13 protein-coding genes and 1 riboswitch are annotated in these 16,023 nt (G+C 45.8%); of the genes, 3 read left to right on the top strand and 10 right to left on the bottom strand.

Translation table 11 applies throughout. The features are described from left to right. Positions 1-13: 13 nt before the first annotated feature. On the bottom strand, positions 14-1,426 hold the full coding sequence (locus tag BGM23_RS02075; RefSeq protein WP_046664016.1) for a GntP family permease: 1,413 nt from the start codon (positions 1,424-1,426) through the stop codon (positions 14-16). 151 nt (positions 1,427-1,577) lie between these two features. Continuing rightward, complete coding sequence (locus BGM23_RS02070) at positions 1,578-2,426, bottom strand: methyltransferase domain-containing protein (protein WP_032676955.1); 849 nt, start codon at positions 2,424-2,426, stop codon at positions 1,578-1,580. A 386-nt stretch (positions 2,427-2,812) separates the two neighbouring features. Beyond that, a riboswitch (purine riboswitch) is annotated at positions 2,813-2,914 on the top strand. Positions 2,915-3,041: 127 nt separating this feature from the next. On the opposite strand from BGM23_RS02070, the gene BGM23_RS02065 reads away from it, so the two are divergent. Continuing rightward, the gene (locus tag BGM23_RS02065; RefSeq protein ID WP_014478419.1) at positions 3,042-4,235 is read left to right on the top strand and encodes a NupC/NupG family nucleoside CNT transporter; all 1,194 of its coding nucleotides are present in this window, start codon (positions 3,042-3,044) and stop codon (positions 4,233-4,235) included. Between the two features lie 41 nt (positions 4,236-4,276). On the opposite strand, the gene BGM23_RS02060 is transcribed toward BGM23_RS02065, so the two are convergent. The 3 genes from BGM23_RS02060 to BGM23_RS02050 all read right to left on the bottom strand — a co-directional run bounded on the left by BGM23_RS02060 (position 4,277) and on the right by BGM23_RS02050 (position 7,493). After that, complete coding sequence (locus tag BGM23_RS02060) at positions 4,277-4,948, bottom strand: DUF3298 and DUF4163 domain-containing protein (protein ID WP_046664017.1); 672 nt, start codon at positions 4,946-4,948, stop codon at positions 4,277-4,279. 144 nt (positions 4,949-5,092) lie between these two features. Next, the gene (locus BGM23_RS02055) at positions 5,093-5,383 is read right to left on the bottom strand and encodes a hypothetical protein (RefSeq protein ID WP_003227209.1); all 291 of its coding nucleotides are present in this window, start codon (positions 5,381-5,383) and stop codon (positions 5,093-5,095) included. A 49-nt stretch (positions 5,384-5,432) separates the two neighbouring features. Then, entirely contained in the window at positions 5,433-7,493 is a 2,061-nt protein-coding gene (locus BGM23_RS02050; RefSeq protein WP_046664018.1) for a catalase, read from the bottom strand. A gap of 200 nt (positions 7,494-7,693) precedes the next feature. On the opposite strand from BGM23_RS02050, the gene citH reads away from it, so the two are divergent. Beyond that, complete coding sequence (citH, locus tag BGM23_RS02045; RefSeq protein ID WP_046664019.1) at positions 7,694-8,974, top strand: citrate transporter CitH; 1,281 nt, start codon at positions 7,694-7,696, stop codon at positions 8,972-8,974. Positions 8,975-9,131: 157 nt separating this feature from the next. On the opposite strand, the gene bglS is transcribed toward citH, so the two are convergent. The 3 genes from bglS to BGM23_RS02030 all read right to left on the bottom strand — a co-directional run bounded on the left by bglS (position 9,132) and on the right by BGM23_RS02030 (position 11,764). Continuing rightward, a complete protein-coding gene (gene bglS, locus BGM23_RS02040) occupies positions 9,132-9,860 on the bottom strand; it encodes a beta-glucanase (protein WP_021480986.1) in 729 nt (242 codons plus the stop codon). 295 nt (positions 9,861-10,155) lie between these two features. Next, positions 10,156-10,989 (bottom strand): transcriptional antiterminator LicT, encoded by an 834-nt coding sequence (gene licT, locus BGM23_RS02035; RefSeq protein WP_003242598.1) that lies wholly within the window; start codon positions 10,987-10,989, stop codon positions 10,156-10,158. Between the two features lie 94 nt (positions 10,990-11,083). Then, positions 11,084-11,764: a hypothetical protein gene (locus BGM23_RS02030; protein WP_046664020.1), complete on the bottom strand. Its 681-nt coding sequence runs from the start codon at positions 11,762-11,764 to the stop codon at positions 11,084-11,086. Between the two features lie 206 nt (positions 11,765-11,970). Between BGM23_RS02030 and BGM23_RS02025 the strand changes: the two genes are divergently transcribed. Beyond that, entirely contained in the window at positions 11,971-13,257 is a 1,287-nt protein-coding gene (locus tag BGM23_RS02025) for an MFS transporter (RefSeq protein ID WP_074794371.1), read from the top strand. A gap of 18 nt (positions 13,258-13,275) precedes the next feature. On the opposite strand, the gene dbpA is transcribed toward BGM23_RS02025, so the two are convergent. Both dbpA and BGM23_RS02015 read right to left on the bottom strand, forming a co-directional pair. Then, complete coding sequence (gene dbpA, locus BGM23_RS02020) at positions 13,276-14,715, bottom strand: ATP-dependent RNA helicase DbpA (RefSeq protein WP_046664021.1); 1,440 nt, start codon at positions 14,713-14,715, stop codon at positions 13,276-13,278. 81 nt (positions 14,716-14,796) lie between these two features. After that, positions 14,797-15,945: a rhamnogalacturonan acetylesterase gene (locus BGM23_RS02015; protein WP_015714974.1), complete on the bottom strand. Its 1,149-nt coding sequence runs from the start codon at positions 15,943-15,945 to the stop codon at positions 14,797-14,799. Between the last annotated feature and the right edge of the window lie 78 nt (positions 15,946-16,023).

Here is a 16,023-nt window from a genome sequence, read left to right as displayed (position 1 = left end):
CTTTCGTTTTCTTCTACACTAGACCAGTCAGGCTGTAAATCGCGATCACAGCAAATACGGCAGCCGTTTTAATGAGCGTGATCGCAAAAATATCGCGATAGGATTGCCGGTGTGTCAAACCCGTCACGGCCAGAAGCGTGATAACAGCGCCATTATGCGGCAGTGTGTCCATCCCGCCTGATGCCATTGAAATGACCCGATGCATCACCTCTGGCGGAATATTGTAAGCCTGAATCGCCTGTAAGTATTGTTCTGACATCGCGCTTAACGCAATGCCCATTCCTCCTGAAGCCGAGCCGGTGATTCCCGCCAGCGCAGTTGTTGTAACGGCGCCATTGACAAGCGGATCGGTAAAAGTATGTGAAATTCCGCTGCTCAGCTTATGAAACCCCGGCAGCGCGGCGATAATGCCGCCGAACCCGTACTCGGCACCCGTATTCATAGATGCCAGCAAGGCGCCGCCAATTCCTTCATTCAGCCCTTCCTTCAATTGGGCAAACACACTTCTCCAATCAAATAAAATCGTTGTGATGATGCCAATCACTAAAGCAATCTCCACCGACCAAATAGCAGCCGCTGAAGAAATATCAAGCCTGCCGAACTCCTTTAATCCTATGGAAGAAAAATCAAATCCATTCGGATACCACTTTGGCAGGTAAATGGTAAAATATTTATTCACTGCACCGACGAGAATAAGCGGGACAAAGGCAAGTGCGTGCCGAATCGGGCTTTTGTCCGGTTCAGCCGCGGACTCAATCGATTCAGGAGCATTCTGCGAATCAAAACCGCCATATCCTTCGCCAGATGCCTGCGCTTTCTTCCGCCTTGATTCCAAATAGAACATCCCAGCTGCCAGCACAATCACTGCGCCCATCAAGCCCAGCCAAGGGGCGGCATAAATGTCTGTTTTGAAAAACGACGTCGGGATGACATTTTGGATTTGCGGCGTCCCCGGAAGTGCGTCCATCGTAAACGTAAAAGCACCTAAAGCAATCGTTCCCGGGATGAGGCGTTTTGGTATGTTTGCTTCTTGGAACATGTTTTTCGCAAAAGGATATACGGCAAATACGACAACAAACAGGCTGACACCGCTGTACGTCAAGACAGCACCCATCAACACAATGGCAAGTATCGCTCTTTTTGCCCCGACAAGCCGGACAATTGTTTTCGCGATTGATGCCGCAAGCCCGGCCATTTCAACGACCTTTCCAAAAATGGCACCGAGCAAAAACACTGGGAAATACAGCTTAATAAAACCCGCCATCTTCTCCATAAAAATTGATGAAAAAAAAGGAAGCACATGGCTTGGATCTGTCAGCAGCACCGCGAATAACGCGCAAATCGGCGCAAACAATATGACAGAAAATCCCCGATACGCCGTAAACATCAGCAAACCTAACGCCAATAGAATGATGATCAGTTCCACACACATCCCCCGTTTCCGCGAACTAGAAAGCGTTTACATAAACCTGTCCGCATCGGCTGTTTCCGTCCCCTTTCCATATTTACGAGAAGCGTGGGCCAACTATTCCGATTAAAAAAGGAAAGCTCCTTTTTTCGGAGCTTTCCTCTGCCATTCATTTCATTCCTATTAGGATATCAACATCAACCGTAATATCGGCTGATTTCATCTCTTTCAGGAGGCTGACTCGATCTTTCGGCGCCGACCAGGCAAGCGGCGTCATCTTGAGAAGCCAGTGGATCGCCTGCTGGTCAAGCGTTTTAACATAGCGCAGCCTGACAGGACGGCTGTGTGCTGCATTTGCTGCAAAACGCTCAACAGCTGCCGCATTGGAATACGTGCGCCTTGGTGAATCAGCATATAAAAATTGCCTTAATTCTATTAAATAGTCGCTTCGCGGCACTACTTTTACGAGCATGCCATCATTCTTCAGCAGTCTATGAAACTCTGCATAATTGGACGGCGAAAAAATAGACAGCACAACATCAAATTGGCGATCATGAAAAGGAGCACGCGCCACATCGGCAACCGCCCACATCTGATCTTTGAATGCCTTAGAAGCTTTTAAGATCCCATCCTTCGAAAGATCTATGCCGGTTCCTATCGCTGCTTTCCCTGCATAATCAAACCCGCAAAGCGCATTCAAATGAGAACCCTCCCCGCAACCGCTGTCCAGGATGGTGAATGCCTCATGACCAGATGTGGGATGACTGATGAGTTCTGCAATCACATCATGGAGCGGGTCAAAAAAACCACATTCTCCAATCAGCCTGCTCCTCGCTTCAAAAAGCTCGGCACCGTAACTGGTTTTGACCGGCTTCGTCAGAAAGTTCACGTAGCCGTGCCGAGATAGATCAAATGTATGTCCTCGTTCTGTACAAATCAAGCTTTTCCCTGATGCCGCATCCATAGAAGAATCGCAGAGCGGGCATCGAAACATGCTGAAATCAACTGTTCGCTTCATGATAAAAAACACCCCATTCATTCATTTTTAGATAAATGAAAAAGGCATAGACAAATAAACCTAGGCCTATCTCAAAAATTGGCCAGGTCTGGCAGTTTGTCTACACCTGTCATTATCTATAACGAATGAATTGGATAATCATGAAAAAAACTCCCTTTCTGCTGTATGGGTTTCCCCGTTTCCATCATACAACAAATATCCAGGAGCTGGAACCTTATAGTGAAGAAAAATCAGTACTGACATGCTGGTATCCCGCCAACATCATATCAGCATAGCAATCCAGCATGTTTTTCCTTTATTTTCTCATTTTAGAATATAAATTTTATTATTGTGAAAATAGTTAAAAAGGTTGATTTTCAAAAAGTGAAAGGATAAAATACTGCTATCATCTTAGAAAAAGACATTCTTGTATATGATCAGTAATATGGTCTGATTGTTTCTACCTAGTAACCGTAAAAAACTAGACTACAAGAAAGTTTGAATAAATTTGAACGAGTTGAAAAGGACAAGTTCTTTTCTGTTTGCTCTTATTTTTCACACTTTCTGCACTTCCAGAATTTGTGAAGGATAAGAGCTTTTTTTGTTTCCATAATAACCCTCATAGGAGTTGCTATCATGTACTTTTTACTAAACCTTGTCGGTCTCATTGTGATTATGGCAGTTGTATTCCTATGTTCTCCGCAGAAAAAGAAAATCAAGTGGCGCCCGATCATGACGTTAATTGTTCTGGAATTGCTGATTACTTGGTTTATGCTGGGAACAAAAGTCGGAAGCTGGGCTATCGGTAAAATCGGTGATTTCTTCACTTGGCTGATTGCTTGCGCCAGTGACGGTATCGCGTTTGCCTTTCCGTCAGTGATGGCGAATGAAACAGTAGACTTTTTCTTTAGTGCGCTTCTTCCAATTATCTTTATCGTCACATTCTTTGATATTTTAACGTATTTCGGCATTTTGCCTTGGCTGATTGATAAAATCGGATGGGTGATTTCAAAGGCTTCCCGCTTGCCGAAATTAGAAAGCTTTTTCTCTATTCAAATGATGTTTCTTGGAAATACCGAAGCACTTGCGGTTATCCGCCAGCAGCTAACGGTTTTAAGCAACAACCGCCTGCTCACATTCGGCTTAATGAGCATGAGCAGCATCAGCGGCTCCATTATCGGATCTTATCTTTCAATGGTGCCTGCGACATACGTGTTTACAGCCATTCCTTTGAACTGCTTAAACGCGCTGATTATCGCAAACCTGCTGAATCCTGTTCACGTGCCGGAGGATGAAGATATCATCTATACACCGCCTAAAGAAGAGAAGAAAGACTTTTTCTCTACGATTTCTAACAGTATGCTTGTCGGCATGAACATGGTTATCGTTATTTTGGCAATGGTGATCGGATATGTCGCATTAACGTCAGCAGTTAATGGCATTCTTGGCGTTTTCGTACACGGCCTGACCATCCAGACGATTTTTGCTTATCTGTTCAGTCCGTTCGCATTCCTGCTTGGACTGCCAGTGCACGATGCGATGTATGTTGCTCAGCTGATGGGCATGAAATTAGCAACAAACGAGTTTGTTGCGATGCTTGACTTGAAAAACAATCTCAAATCCCTTCCGCCTCACACCGTTGCGGTGGCGACGACATTCCTGACGTCCTTTGCAAACTTCAGTACTGTCGGCATGATTTACGGCACGTACAATTCGATCCTTGACGGAGAAAAATCAACGGTCATCGGGAGAAACGTGTGGAAGCTGCTCGTCAGCGGAATTGCGGTATCTTTATTAAGTGCTGCGATTGTCGGCCTGTTTGTGTGGTAGAAACATTGAGCCATATCCCTTTTCGGATATGGCTCTTTTCATTATTGATAAATAGAGGCTGGCACCTGCACATTCCGGATTCCCGCTGCATAAGGCCCCAAGTCATACTGGCCAAAGACGATGGCGATCCCGTTTGCCGTAAAGTAAAACATTGTGTCTTTGTTTAGGGTTATATCCTCTTTCTTAACATCAGGGAAAAACAGCTCATCGTGTTTTTTGATATAGCTATATAGATAATCTCTCGTTTTGCTGACTTTTGTTTTGGTGTTCAGAATCTGATCCAGCGTCACCCGCTTTTGTGCTTTCAAGTCATAGTTGAAGGACTGGACAGACGTTAAACCGTGGGCGCCCCCTGAATAGATATAATTGAGTGTTTGAATGCTGAGCTTGCCTGCCGCATTGTATTTGACGCTGAAGGATGTTTGATATTCCGTTTTAAAGCCCTGCTGTTCGCCTGCTTTTTTGTTTTTCAGGTATTCCTGATACGATTGTTCAATGTAGGCTTTCAGCTCTTGATTGATTTTCTTTTCAAACGCAGCATTCCCGATGTGATGCACTTGTGGATACTTTAATTCCTTGATCTTTTTGTACGTATGGGTGCTGACGGTCGGTTTTTTCGTTTGAACTGCGTTTAAAGATGGGGCCGCATATGCAAATACGGAAAAAAGCAAGACTGCAATCCCCGCGGCTTTCAGCATTTTATTCCATTTCATACAATCTCCTCCTTTGATGTCGTTGTTTATCATTCCCTTATTTAAGCAATACACACTTTTATAGACTGATTAAATCGAAAGAAGTTTCTAGGTCTAACAGCATGATTTTCCCAATAAAAAAAGAGACACAGGATGTCTCTTTTTTTACTGTTTGCGCCCAGAAATCGCTTCATGAACGGCTTGTGCCAAATCTGTATTTCCGAATATCTCTAATACCGCAATGACAGTCTGGTCCGGAATGTGCTCTGCTTCGTGTTTTGGCACGACCAGATCGTCCATGGTTTTTTTCAAGCTTTCATTCAGCTTTTGCTGCGGATACGCTTTGGCGTACAGCTCCATCGGATCAAGATCATGGTTTACACACCATTGGGCAAACACCAAAATCATCATATTTTCATCGCGTTCGTAAGCTTCAGCGAGCTGTTTTTCGTTCATTTGCCATGCTCCTTATGAAAAGTATCTTCCTTAAAGATACAGGAGCCGATCAAATTCGTCTATCCCAATGGCGATGAGCAGCAACCGCATCGATAAATGCCTTGCTGAAAGCGGTGTAGTCAGGTTCTTCTTCAGCTGTTACAATGCCTGGCCCCTCTGTTGTCCCGACAGAGGATTGAAGAAGGTCAATTCCTTCATTTGCCGCACCGATCGCCTTGTAGTGATTGTAAGCTTCTCTGATAAACGCCATCGCTTGTTTGTTGTCTTTTAACTCCGGCCCTCCTGCAGCATAGACGGCATCATACAGAACAGAATCAACCGTCAGGAACGTGCCGCTGGCCTCAAGCTGCTGTCCGCTGCCGCTTGTCATATACCCCAGATTTTGACTGATGATATCCACTGTGATTCCTTCTTGCTTTAAGGCGTCCAGCACTGTTTGCAGCTCTTTTTCATGAAATCCGTTTCCGGCGAGTACAGCGACTTTTCTTGTTGACGCGGTTTTCACTGTACGGGCTTGGCTTAACGCAGGCGAAGTAAGAATTTCTTTAGATGCTTTACGCTTCGCGGGCGCCGCCACTCCTACTCCTTTGGCGATTTCTTCTGCTAAATCTGCATCGACATTGCTGAAGACATCAACGACCTGCCGCTGTACGTCTTTGTTTTTGACCTTCCCGACCTCGAAGCAGAAAGCAGAAATGATATGCTGTTTCTCCACAGGAGACATGCTGTTCCAGAAAAGCTTCGCCTGTGAGTAATAATCGTTGAAGCTGTCGCTTCGCTGTCGGATTTTTTTGCCCTCGACTTTTTCCTGATAGTGGACGTAGCCGCCTTCTTCAGCTGTCGCAGGCGACGGATCATTGTTTTGCAGTGAGTTTTTATGATAAGCGACAGGTCCCTTATTGATCGTCATCCGGTGATAGCCGTCGTATTGATTGTTATGGAATGGACATACCGGCCGGTTAATCGGAAGTTCATGGAAGTTCGGACCGCCAAGACGGATGAGCTGTGTGTCTGTATAAGAGAAAAGCCGCCCCTGCAGGAGCGGGTCATTTGTAAAGTCGATGCCCGGCACGACATTTCCCGGGTGGAATGCGACTTGTTCTGTTTCCGCAAACACATTATCCTGGTTGCGGTTCAGCGTCATTTTCCCAATGATCTTCACCGGCACAAGCTCTTCCGGCCACAGCTTAGTCGGATCAAGAATATCAAAATCAAACTTGAATTCATCTTCCTCATCAATCATCTGCACGCCGAGCTCGTATTCAACCTTGCCGCCGTTTTCAATTGTTTCCCACAGGTCACGGCGGTGGAAATCCGGATCTTTCCCTGCAATTTTCTGCGCTTCATCCCATACGAGAGAATGCACGCCGAGCACCGGCTTCCAGTGAAATTTCACGAAACGTGCCTTTCCTTGTTCATTGACAAAACGGAACGTGTGCACGCCGAAGCCCTCCATCATTCTGTAGCTGCGGGGGATGCCTCTGTCAGACATCGTCCACATCACCATGTGGGCAGACTCAGGGTTATTGGCGACAAAATCCCAAAACGTATCGTGAGCAGTCGCGGCCTGAGGCATTTCATTGTGTGGCTCAGGCTTAAACGCATGAACCAAATCCGGAAATTTGATCGCATCCTGAATGAAAAACACCGGAATGTTATTTCCCACAAGGTCATAGTTTCCTTCTTCAGTATAAAATTTTGTCGCAAAGCCTCTGGCATCCCGCACCGTGTCTGCGGAGCCTTTAGAACCCGCGACCGTAGAAAAACGGACAAATACCGGTGTCTTCACCGAAGGGTCCTGAAGAAATTTGGCCCGTGTATATTCCGTCATTGGTTCGTAAACCTGAAAAAAGCCATGCACGCCAAATCCGCGCGCATGCACAACGCGCTCCGGAATCCTCTCATGGTCAAAGTGCGTCATTTTCTCCCGGAAGTGAAAATCCTCCATCAGCGTCGGGCCGCGAACCCCGGCTTTTAACGAATGCTCATCCTCTGACACCCGCAAGCCTTGGTTTGTCGTCATTTTCTTCCCGCTGTTATCGGCCCTGTACTGCTCAAGCTGCTCGTCCTTTGAGTGTTCATTTACACGTTTGTTTTGGTCATCACTCATGTCTGCTCCCCCTTTTTAAAACGAAACATTCTACAGCACATTTACCCGTGGCGTTCTTCATATAAACTGCTAATCCGCTCATTAGGATTTTTGGTCTACATATAAATATGCGGTCATACACATTTGAAATAAGCCTTCTTCACAGAAAGAAAGGATGGAAGCGCTTACCAAAAAAGCTGTTGAATAGGGGAGGTCATATCATGCTTGCCATACTCGGTTTTGTGATGATGATTGTCTTTATGTACCTTATTATGTCTAACCGGCTTTCCGCTCTTATTGCTTTGATTGTCGTTCCTATTGTGTTTGCCCTGATCAGCGGATTTGGCAAAGATCTCGGCGAGATGATGATTCAGGGCGTTACAGACCTCGCCCCTACCGGTATCATGCTGTTATTCGCCATCCTGTATTTCGGCATTATGATTGACTCAGGCCTGTTTGATCCTCTCATTGCCAAAATCTTATCGTTTGTCAAAGGAGATCCGTTAAAAATCGCCGTAGGCACAGCGGTTCTGACCATGACCATTTCGCTGGACGGAGATGGGACAACAACCTATATGATTACCATTGCAGCGATGCTGCCTCTCTACAAACGGCTCGGCATGAACCGTTTGGTGTTAGCCGGAATAGCGATGCTCGGTTCGGGGGTTATGAATATTATCCCGTGGGGCGGGCCGACTGCGAGGGTTTTGGCTTCCTTAAAATTGGACACGTCAGAGGTTTTCACGCCGCTGATTCCCGCTATGATCGCCGGCATTCTCTGGGTGATCGCCGTTGCTTATATCCTCGGAAAGAAAGAGCGGAAGCGGCTCGGCGTCATTTCGATTGATCACGCACCGTCTTCCGATCCGGAGGCCGCACCGCTCAAGCGCCCCGCTCTTCAATGGTTTAACCTGCTGCTGACTGTCGCTCTGATGGCCGCACTGCTCACCAGCCTGCTGCCGCTCCCTGTTCTTTTTATGACTGCGTTCGCCGTCGCCTTGATGGTCAACTATCCAAATGTCAAAGAGCAGCAGAAACGAATCTCGGCGCATGCGGGTAATGCGTTAAACGTTGTCTCAATGGTGTTTGCTGCGGGCATATTCACAGGCATTCTCTCCGGCACAAAAATGGTCGATGCCATGGCGCATTCTCTCGTTTCACTCATCCCTGATGCCATGGGCCCGCACCTGCCGTTGATCACTGCGATCGTCAGCATGCCATTCACCTTTTTCATGTCGAATGACGCCTTTTACTTCGGTGTCCTTCCCATCATCGCCGAAGCCGCTTCCGCTTACGGAATAGACGCCGCTGAAATCGGAAGGGCCTCCTTGCTGGGGCAGCCTGTGCATCTGCTCAGCCCACTTGTGCCTTCCACCTATCTATTGGTAGGAATGGCAGGCGTCAGCTTTGGCGACCATCAAAAATTCACTATTAAATGGGCCGTGGGAACAACGATTGTGATGACGATTGCCGCACTTTTGATTGGGATTATTTCTTTCTAAATGTATGAGCTTGATCGTAGCATTGAGTGAGTACGTGATTTACAGAGGGGAGAAGATCAAATAGGATATTATGAGTGAATAGAAGATTCACGCCAACAACTTCTCATTACAATCATAAGAGCCTGCTATATTGCAGCAGGCTCTTTCACATTTGGCATTATTTTTTTGTATAGCGCACCCAGTCATAATGAGCGTATAGCGGATTTACACCATTGTAGGAGCCAAGCCATTCATCGACACCCGTGCCGTTCCACAAGTTCATCATGATCTTTCCAGGTGTTGTCGGAATTTGGTTTGTTGCAGTATGTTTTAATTGCCCATCGACATACCATTTAATAGAGTTTGGCTGCCAATCGAATGCATACGTATGATAGGCATTGGCTGCATCAAACCCGAGATCAACAATCTTCTCATGGTTTCCTGCACCATTTGTATAATAGTTAAATTGAACCTTCGTTGTGTCTTTTCCTAAAAATTCGATATCAATCTCATCCCAAGGAGTTCCATCTGTTGGACCTGTGTAAGTGAAGAACGATGAAACGATCCCTGTGTTTTTAGCTGGTTTCATTCTGACTTCATAAAGTCCATAGCCATATGTTTGAACAGAACGGTTTTCCCCGCAGTCAAACTTGTTATAAGATGGGCTTGTTAGCGCTAAACGCATTTCACCCAATGACGTCACTGATACGTTATTAGCCCGCCACGTGCAGTTGAACATATTTCCATTCGAATAACCATCTGCTTTTTGCCAAAAACCGGAGTTATAGCCGTTAAAAGGGTCAAAAAACGATCCACCTGTTTGAGCTGAGGCAGTAGAAGTGACTGCAAACAAACTCATAAACAATCCAGTGACAAGAAGCAGCAACACTCGTTTCAGATAAGGCATATTGGCATTCCCCTTTCATTGAAAGCGTTTTCTATGTTGATCTTACATGATTCTTTTAAAAGGGAACATCGGTCAAAATAATGATAATACCGAATCTTACTTACTTGAATCCTGTAACTATCTTCATCTTCCCCCTGAAAAAAATAAAAACCTAAATTACCATCAGCACAGACAGAGATGATCCGCACTCATTGTAATTTAGGTTTTGCCTGCTTTATCAGTAACAATCCTGCCATTTTCATATGTGAATGTAAGAAAAAACGAACACACGAAAATAAAAATGTCAGCGCTCTCATTATGCTTGTTTAACTACCCTTTCTATGTGAATGGTTAAATACAGCAGCTCGTCACTTGTGAGCTTGTGCTCATACTCCCGCTCAATGTAGGTTTGGATTTTCTTCGTGCATTCATACGCGCGATGATACTTTTCTTTCACTGTATCCAGCAAAAAATCGTCCTGGCTTTCCATGTGAGTGCCGTTAAAAAGACGCTGCGCGAAAAATTTTAAGTGGGTGACGAACCGATAATAGTGAAGCGATTCTTCGTTGAATTCAATCTTAAAATGGTATTTTACAATACTCAAAATCTCTTGCATGACTTTTGTAATGTTGATAATATTGGGCATCTCTTCATTCAGCTCGGCATTTACAATATGCAGAGCAATAAAGCCCGCTTCATCCTCTGGCAGAGACACACCAGTCTTGTTTTTTACCATAACCAACGCTTCTTTGCCGATCGCAAATTCGTCTTTGTACAGCCGTTTTGTTTCCCACAGCAAGGCGTTTTTGATATCAAGCCCTTTCTGGTTGCGCTGGATGGCAAAGTTAATATGGTCGGTCAGCGACACATAGATGCTGTCGTTGAGCTTTTTGCCGAGCTGTAATTTTGCGTAGCTGATAATCTCTTCGGATACTTCCATACACTCGATCGGTATATCATACAAAAGGGTTTTGAACTTTTCTGATACATCCTTGTTATCGAGCGTGAACACTTTCTCAATGCGGGCTTCATCGACATCATCGCCGGACTTTTTCTGAAACGCGAGCCCCCTGCCCATGACGACCAATTCTTTCCCCTGTTCATTGACCACACTGATCACATTATTGTTGATCACCTTCGCAATTTTCATGACATGTCCCTCCATTCAACTAAGAACAGACTATATCTTGATTGTACATTCTTTTTGTACTAGGTCAATATCATCAGGGAAAGACGGAAGCTGGTCAGTACAATTCACTCCGTACCTGCTGCCCGGGCTGTTTTTGAAGCAGCGCCTCCAGATGGCGTTCAAATGATGCCTTGTCAGCTTTCTGCTTTTTGACAATGCTGTTCATGATTTTGACGCTTTCGGCGCTGTATTGTGTATATTGTTTTTTCAGCTGATCCAGCTGCTGTCTTGTCTTCTTCGCGTTTTTCGGTGTGACTTGGCCGATGAGTTTGATCATATTGTCTGCGGTCTCAAAAAAAGCGGCTCTATTTTCTGTCAGCTGCTGAATTTCGATCCGGCTCATGTCTTGATTACGCGTTTTTTGAAGCAAGGCGACCGCCTCGCTGTTTTGTTTTTTGAGCGATTTGTTCTCAAGCTTAATCGATTCGAGATTCTCCTTCGCAATGTCTGCTTCTTCTTCAGTCATGCTGATTCGCACGAAGTATTCTGGATTGCCGATTCCATAATCAAATGCTTCGCTCACTTGTATCATGGAACTGAACACAATGGCCAGCTGCCTGTCGCTTGCGAGGGCTTGGAAATCCTGCTTTTTCTTGCTGCTCATCGGTTTGGCTGCGGTTTGTTTTACTGTCTTTTGATCACAGTCTGCGAACATCTGAGCCTCACCTTCACTTTCGCATGCGCTCATCACAAGAACTGTGACCAGCAGGCTTATACACAAGCCTATTCGCCTCATGCTCTGTCTCCTCTCTGCTGAATCCCTTCTGGAAAATACCATGAAATATAGTTAAATGGTACCAGATACACCTAACCCCAGCAATAAATCAAAAGTATGATTTGAAGCGAAAAAACATAAATATTTTGTAAAAATTGACGTGCATTCCATTCTTTTCAGGCCTATTTCTCGTACAATAGAAGTATCGTTACCGGAGAGGGGCTCTGATGATGAAACGTTTTACGAAACAAGAAAACAGCTGGGTGTTATATGACTGGGCAAATTCTGCTTACTCAATTGTCGTGACCACCGCGGTATTTCCGTTATTTTATAAATCAGCAGCTGCGGAAAGCGGTGTCAGCGCCGCTCAATCGACTGCCTATTTGGGCTATACCATTGCGATTTCAACGTTTATTCTTGCGATGCTCGGCCCTATTTTAGGCACAATCGCCGACTATGAAGGGTGCAAGAAAAAGTTCTTCGGTTTCTTTGTGTCAGCCGGTGTCGCCAGCACCGCGATGCTCGCCTTTATCCCTAGTGAACATTGGCTGCTATTGTTGCTGTTTTATACGATATCGGCTATCGGTTTTTCCGGCGCCAATGTGTTTTATGATGCCTTTCTCGTGGACGTTACGCCTGAGAAGCGGATGAATCTCGTCTCGGCACGGGGTTTTGGCTTAGGATACATTGGAAGCACGATTCCATTTATCATCAGTATTGCTGTCATCCTGCTCGCACAAGCAGAGACGATTCCAGTGTCTGTATCGGCCGCAAGCCAGCTGTCCTTCTTCATAACGGCTGCCTGGTGGGGGCTGTTCACCATCCCAATGATTAAACATGTCCATCAACGCTATTACATCAAAAAAGAACCTCATATTGTCATCAACAGCTTTAAGCGGCTCGGCCAAACGATGAAACGGATCAGACAATACCGGGCACTTTTCCTCTTCTTGCTCGCTTATTTCTTTTATATCGACGGAGTCGGCACGATTATTACGATGTCGACATCCTATGGATCAGATTTAGGGATCGGCTCCTCAAGCCTTCTGATCATCCTATTTGTCACTCAGGTGGTCGCTGCACCGTTTTCGATTATATACGGAAAACTGGCAGAACGCTTCACGGGGAAGACCATGCTGTACGTCGGGATCGTCATTTATATGATCGTTTGCGTGTATGCCTATTTTATGAAGACAACGCTTGATTTCTGGATACTGGCTATGCTTGTCGCCACCTCGCAAGGCGGTATTCAAGCCCTAAGCCGTTCCTATTTCGCCAAGCTTGTGCCAAAGCGCCACGCCAATGAATTCTTCGGTTTTTACAACATTTTCGGAAAATTCGCCTCAATTATGGGGCCGCTGCTCATTGCCGTGACAGCCCAGCTGACCGGGAAATCCTCGACTGCGGTGTTCAGTCTGATCATTTTGTTTGTAATTGGTATTGTGATTCTTGCCTTTGTTCCGGAGGAGACCAGCGCCGATGTCAGCCAGCAGCAAAATGACCTGCCCCTTTAACTGGGAGCAGGTCATTCATCATTTATTCGCTTTATTCACCTTCAGCTGTTTCCCTTTGACGGTTGTGTTCTTCATCACTTTGAGAACATGAGGGCCTTTACCATTTAAAATCTCAACGTATGAGGCGTTATCCATGATCGTAATGATGCCGATGTCGTCAGCTGACACACCGTCAATTTTGGCAATCGTTCCTACAAAATCAACGGCTCTGATTTTCTTTTTCTTTCCGCCGTTAAAATACAGCTTCATAATGTCTTTATTCAGCTCTTCACTTTTGTCCTTTTTGCTTTCCGGACGGTCATTCAGTTTAGCTAGAAATTCTGGTTTCTTCCTTGCCACTTCCTCTTGAGAAGGTGCTTCTATTTTTTGGATTTCAAATCCGATATATTCTTCAATGTCGGCTAAAAACCGTTTTTCGAAGGCCGTGACAAACGAAATGGCCTTTCCTTTGTTCCCTGCGCGTCCCGTTCGGCCCGTGCGGTGGACATAGCTTTCCTTTTCAACCGGCAGATCATAGTTGATAACAAGGGAGATATTTTCAATATCAATCCCGCGCGCGGCGACATCCGTCGCGACTAAGTAACGGTACTCGCCACGTTTAAATTCATTCATGACGTCGAATCGGTCTTCCTGAATCATTCCGCCGTGAATTTTATCGCATGGATATCCTAAGTCATCCAATTCATCGGTCAGCTGATTGACGTGCTCCTTCGTTCGGCAGAAAATGATGCAGCTGTCGGGATTCTCCGTCATCAGCACATCTTTCAGCAATGAAAATTTATTCTCTTCTCTTACTTGAATCACCGCATGTTCAATATTCCTTGTGGTTAGGCCGGCCGCTTTGACTTCGATATGCTCGGGGTTTTGCATATATTGACGGCTCAGCTTCTCGATATCCTGCGGAAGCGTCGCTGAAAACAGCATCGTCGTACGCTCAGTCGGCAGATGCTTGATAATCGCCTCCACCTGCTCAATGAAGCCCATATTCAGCATCTCATCCGCTTCATCAATGACCAAATAAGAGAGACGATCCAACGGCAGCGTGCCTTTTTCGATATGATCCAGAACACGTCCCGGCGTGCCGACAACAATGTGGCTTTTTTGCTTAAGCTCAGCTTTTTGTTTATCAAAGGAGGATTTTCCAAATACGGCTGTCGCTTTGATCCGTTTAAATCGTCCGATGTTCGTGATATCTTCCTTTACTTGCACCGCAAGCTCACGGGTCGGTGTTAAAATAAGCGCCTGCGGCTTGTTTTCATCCCAATTCGCCAGCTCACAGAGAGGAATCCCGAACGAAGCCGTTTTCCCGCTTCCTGTCTGTGATTTGACGACAAGATCCTTTCGTTCAAGGGCAGCGGGGATCACACTCTGCTGCACCTTGGTCGGTTCTGTATATCCCAGTCCTTCCAATGCTCGTAAAATGTCATGACTGATTTGATAGTTTTTAAAATGACTCATGTATAAACTCCTGTCTCTTGCAGATGTTCTCATTATACTCTAATTGACGAAGGCATATGTGTTTTGACGAAAAATGATGTATTAAAAGCCATCGATTCCCTGGCGTTTTAGCTCCTGAACAGCCAATCGCGCCAGTGCGTCGGCCCCCGCGCGATTCGGGTGCAGCGTATCTCCATCCATATAAAGCCCGAGTGTTCTTTCCGGACCGATCGATGTAAAGTATGCCGAGCTGAGGACATTTAAGTCAATGAGATATGTTTTTTCCTCTTCGGCCAAAGCTAAAATAGAGGCCCTGTACCATCTGTTTACAGACGAATGGATGCCTTCAGAAGTAAAATCGGTTGCCCGGCCCTGAGGCGTTGATAGGATGACGTCCGCTCCTTTCGCTTTTACCTGACGAATCATATCACGCATCATCTCTTTAAACTCCGCTTCAGATTCATTATGCTTCGGATTTGTGTCATTAATGCCAAGCTGCAATATAAAATAATCTCCCGGTTTAATATACTTCAGGATCGCCTCAAGCTGTCCATCATTTCTGAACCCTCTCGCGATCTGCCCGCCGGACGCCATGTTTCTCACTTGAAAGGTGTGTTTATCGATATAGTGAGGCAGCATCTGCCCCCAGCCCGCCTGCTTGCTGCTGTTGAGCGGATAATAATTGCACACCGTCGAGTCGCCGCCGACATAAATGGTTCGGTTCGTCACCGGCTGATCAGACAATTTCTTTATTTTCAAGGCGCTAAGCGTAAAAGCGGTGCCGGCTTTCCCCTCTGTCACCAGTAGATTCAGCTGCCCGTCGGTGACAGGAATTTGGAACGTATCCTCCGCGCCATCCCCTGTCATATTGATGACCTGAAACACGCCCTCCGCCGCCACACTGGCCCTTGCCGTATTGCCAAGCGTCACCTTCACCTCATAAAGCCCATTCGGGAGATCCACATTAAACGTGTTATTGCTTTTCGTCCCATACGCTAAAAACTGAACCGCATCACTCTTCACACCAGTCCCGGATGCCGCCACATCCCTCATATTCTCCGGTGTTTGAAAACCGTAGCCCTTTGATCGGTCATACCGATCAGACGCCCTGACACCAATATAATCAGGCTCCACCGAACCGCTTCCAAAGTCAAACTGATACACCTTCGGCTCCACTGCCTTCACACTCTCAATCCCGTCAAAACCCAACATCAACATCATCACAAAAACCGTTGCCATCCATTTTTTCATCAAGACTCCCCCTCTATGAAAACGCATACATTAATGCATACTCGGTGATTGTTTCTTTATGATGACTGAATGCAGAAA

This window comes from Bacillus sp. FJAT-14266 (assembly GCF_001719225.1).
Classification (GTDB): Bacteria; Bacillota; Bacilli; order Bacillales; family Bacillaceae; genus Bacillus; species Bacillus subtilis.
This window is presented reverse-complemented; position numbering and strand designations above follow the sequence as displayed.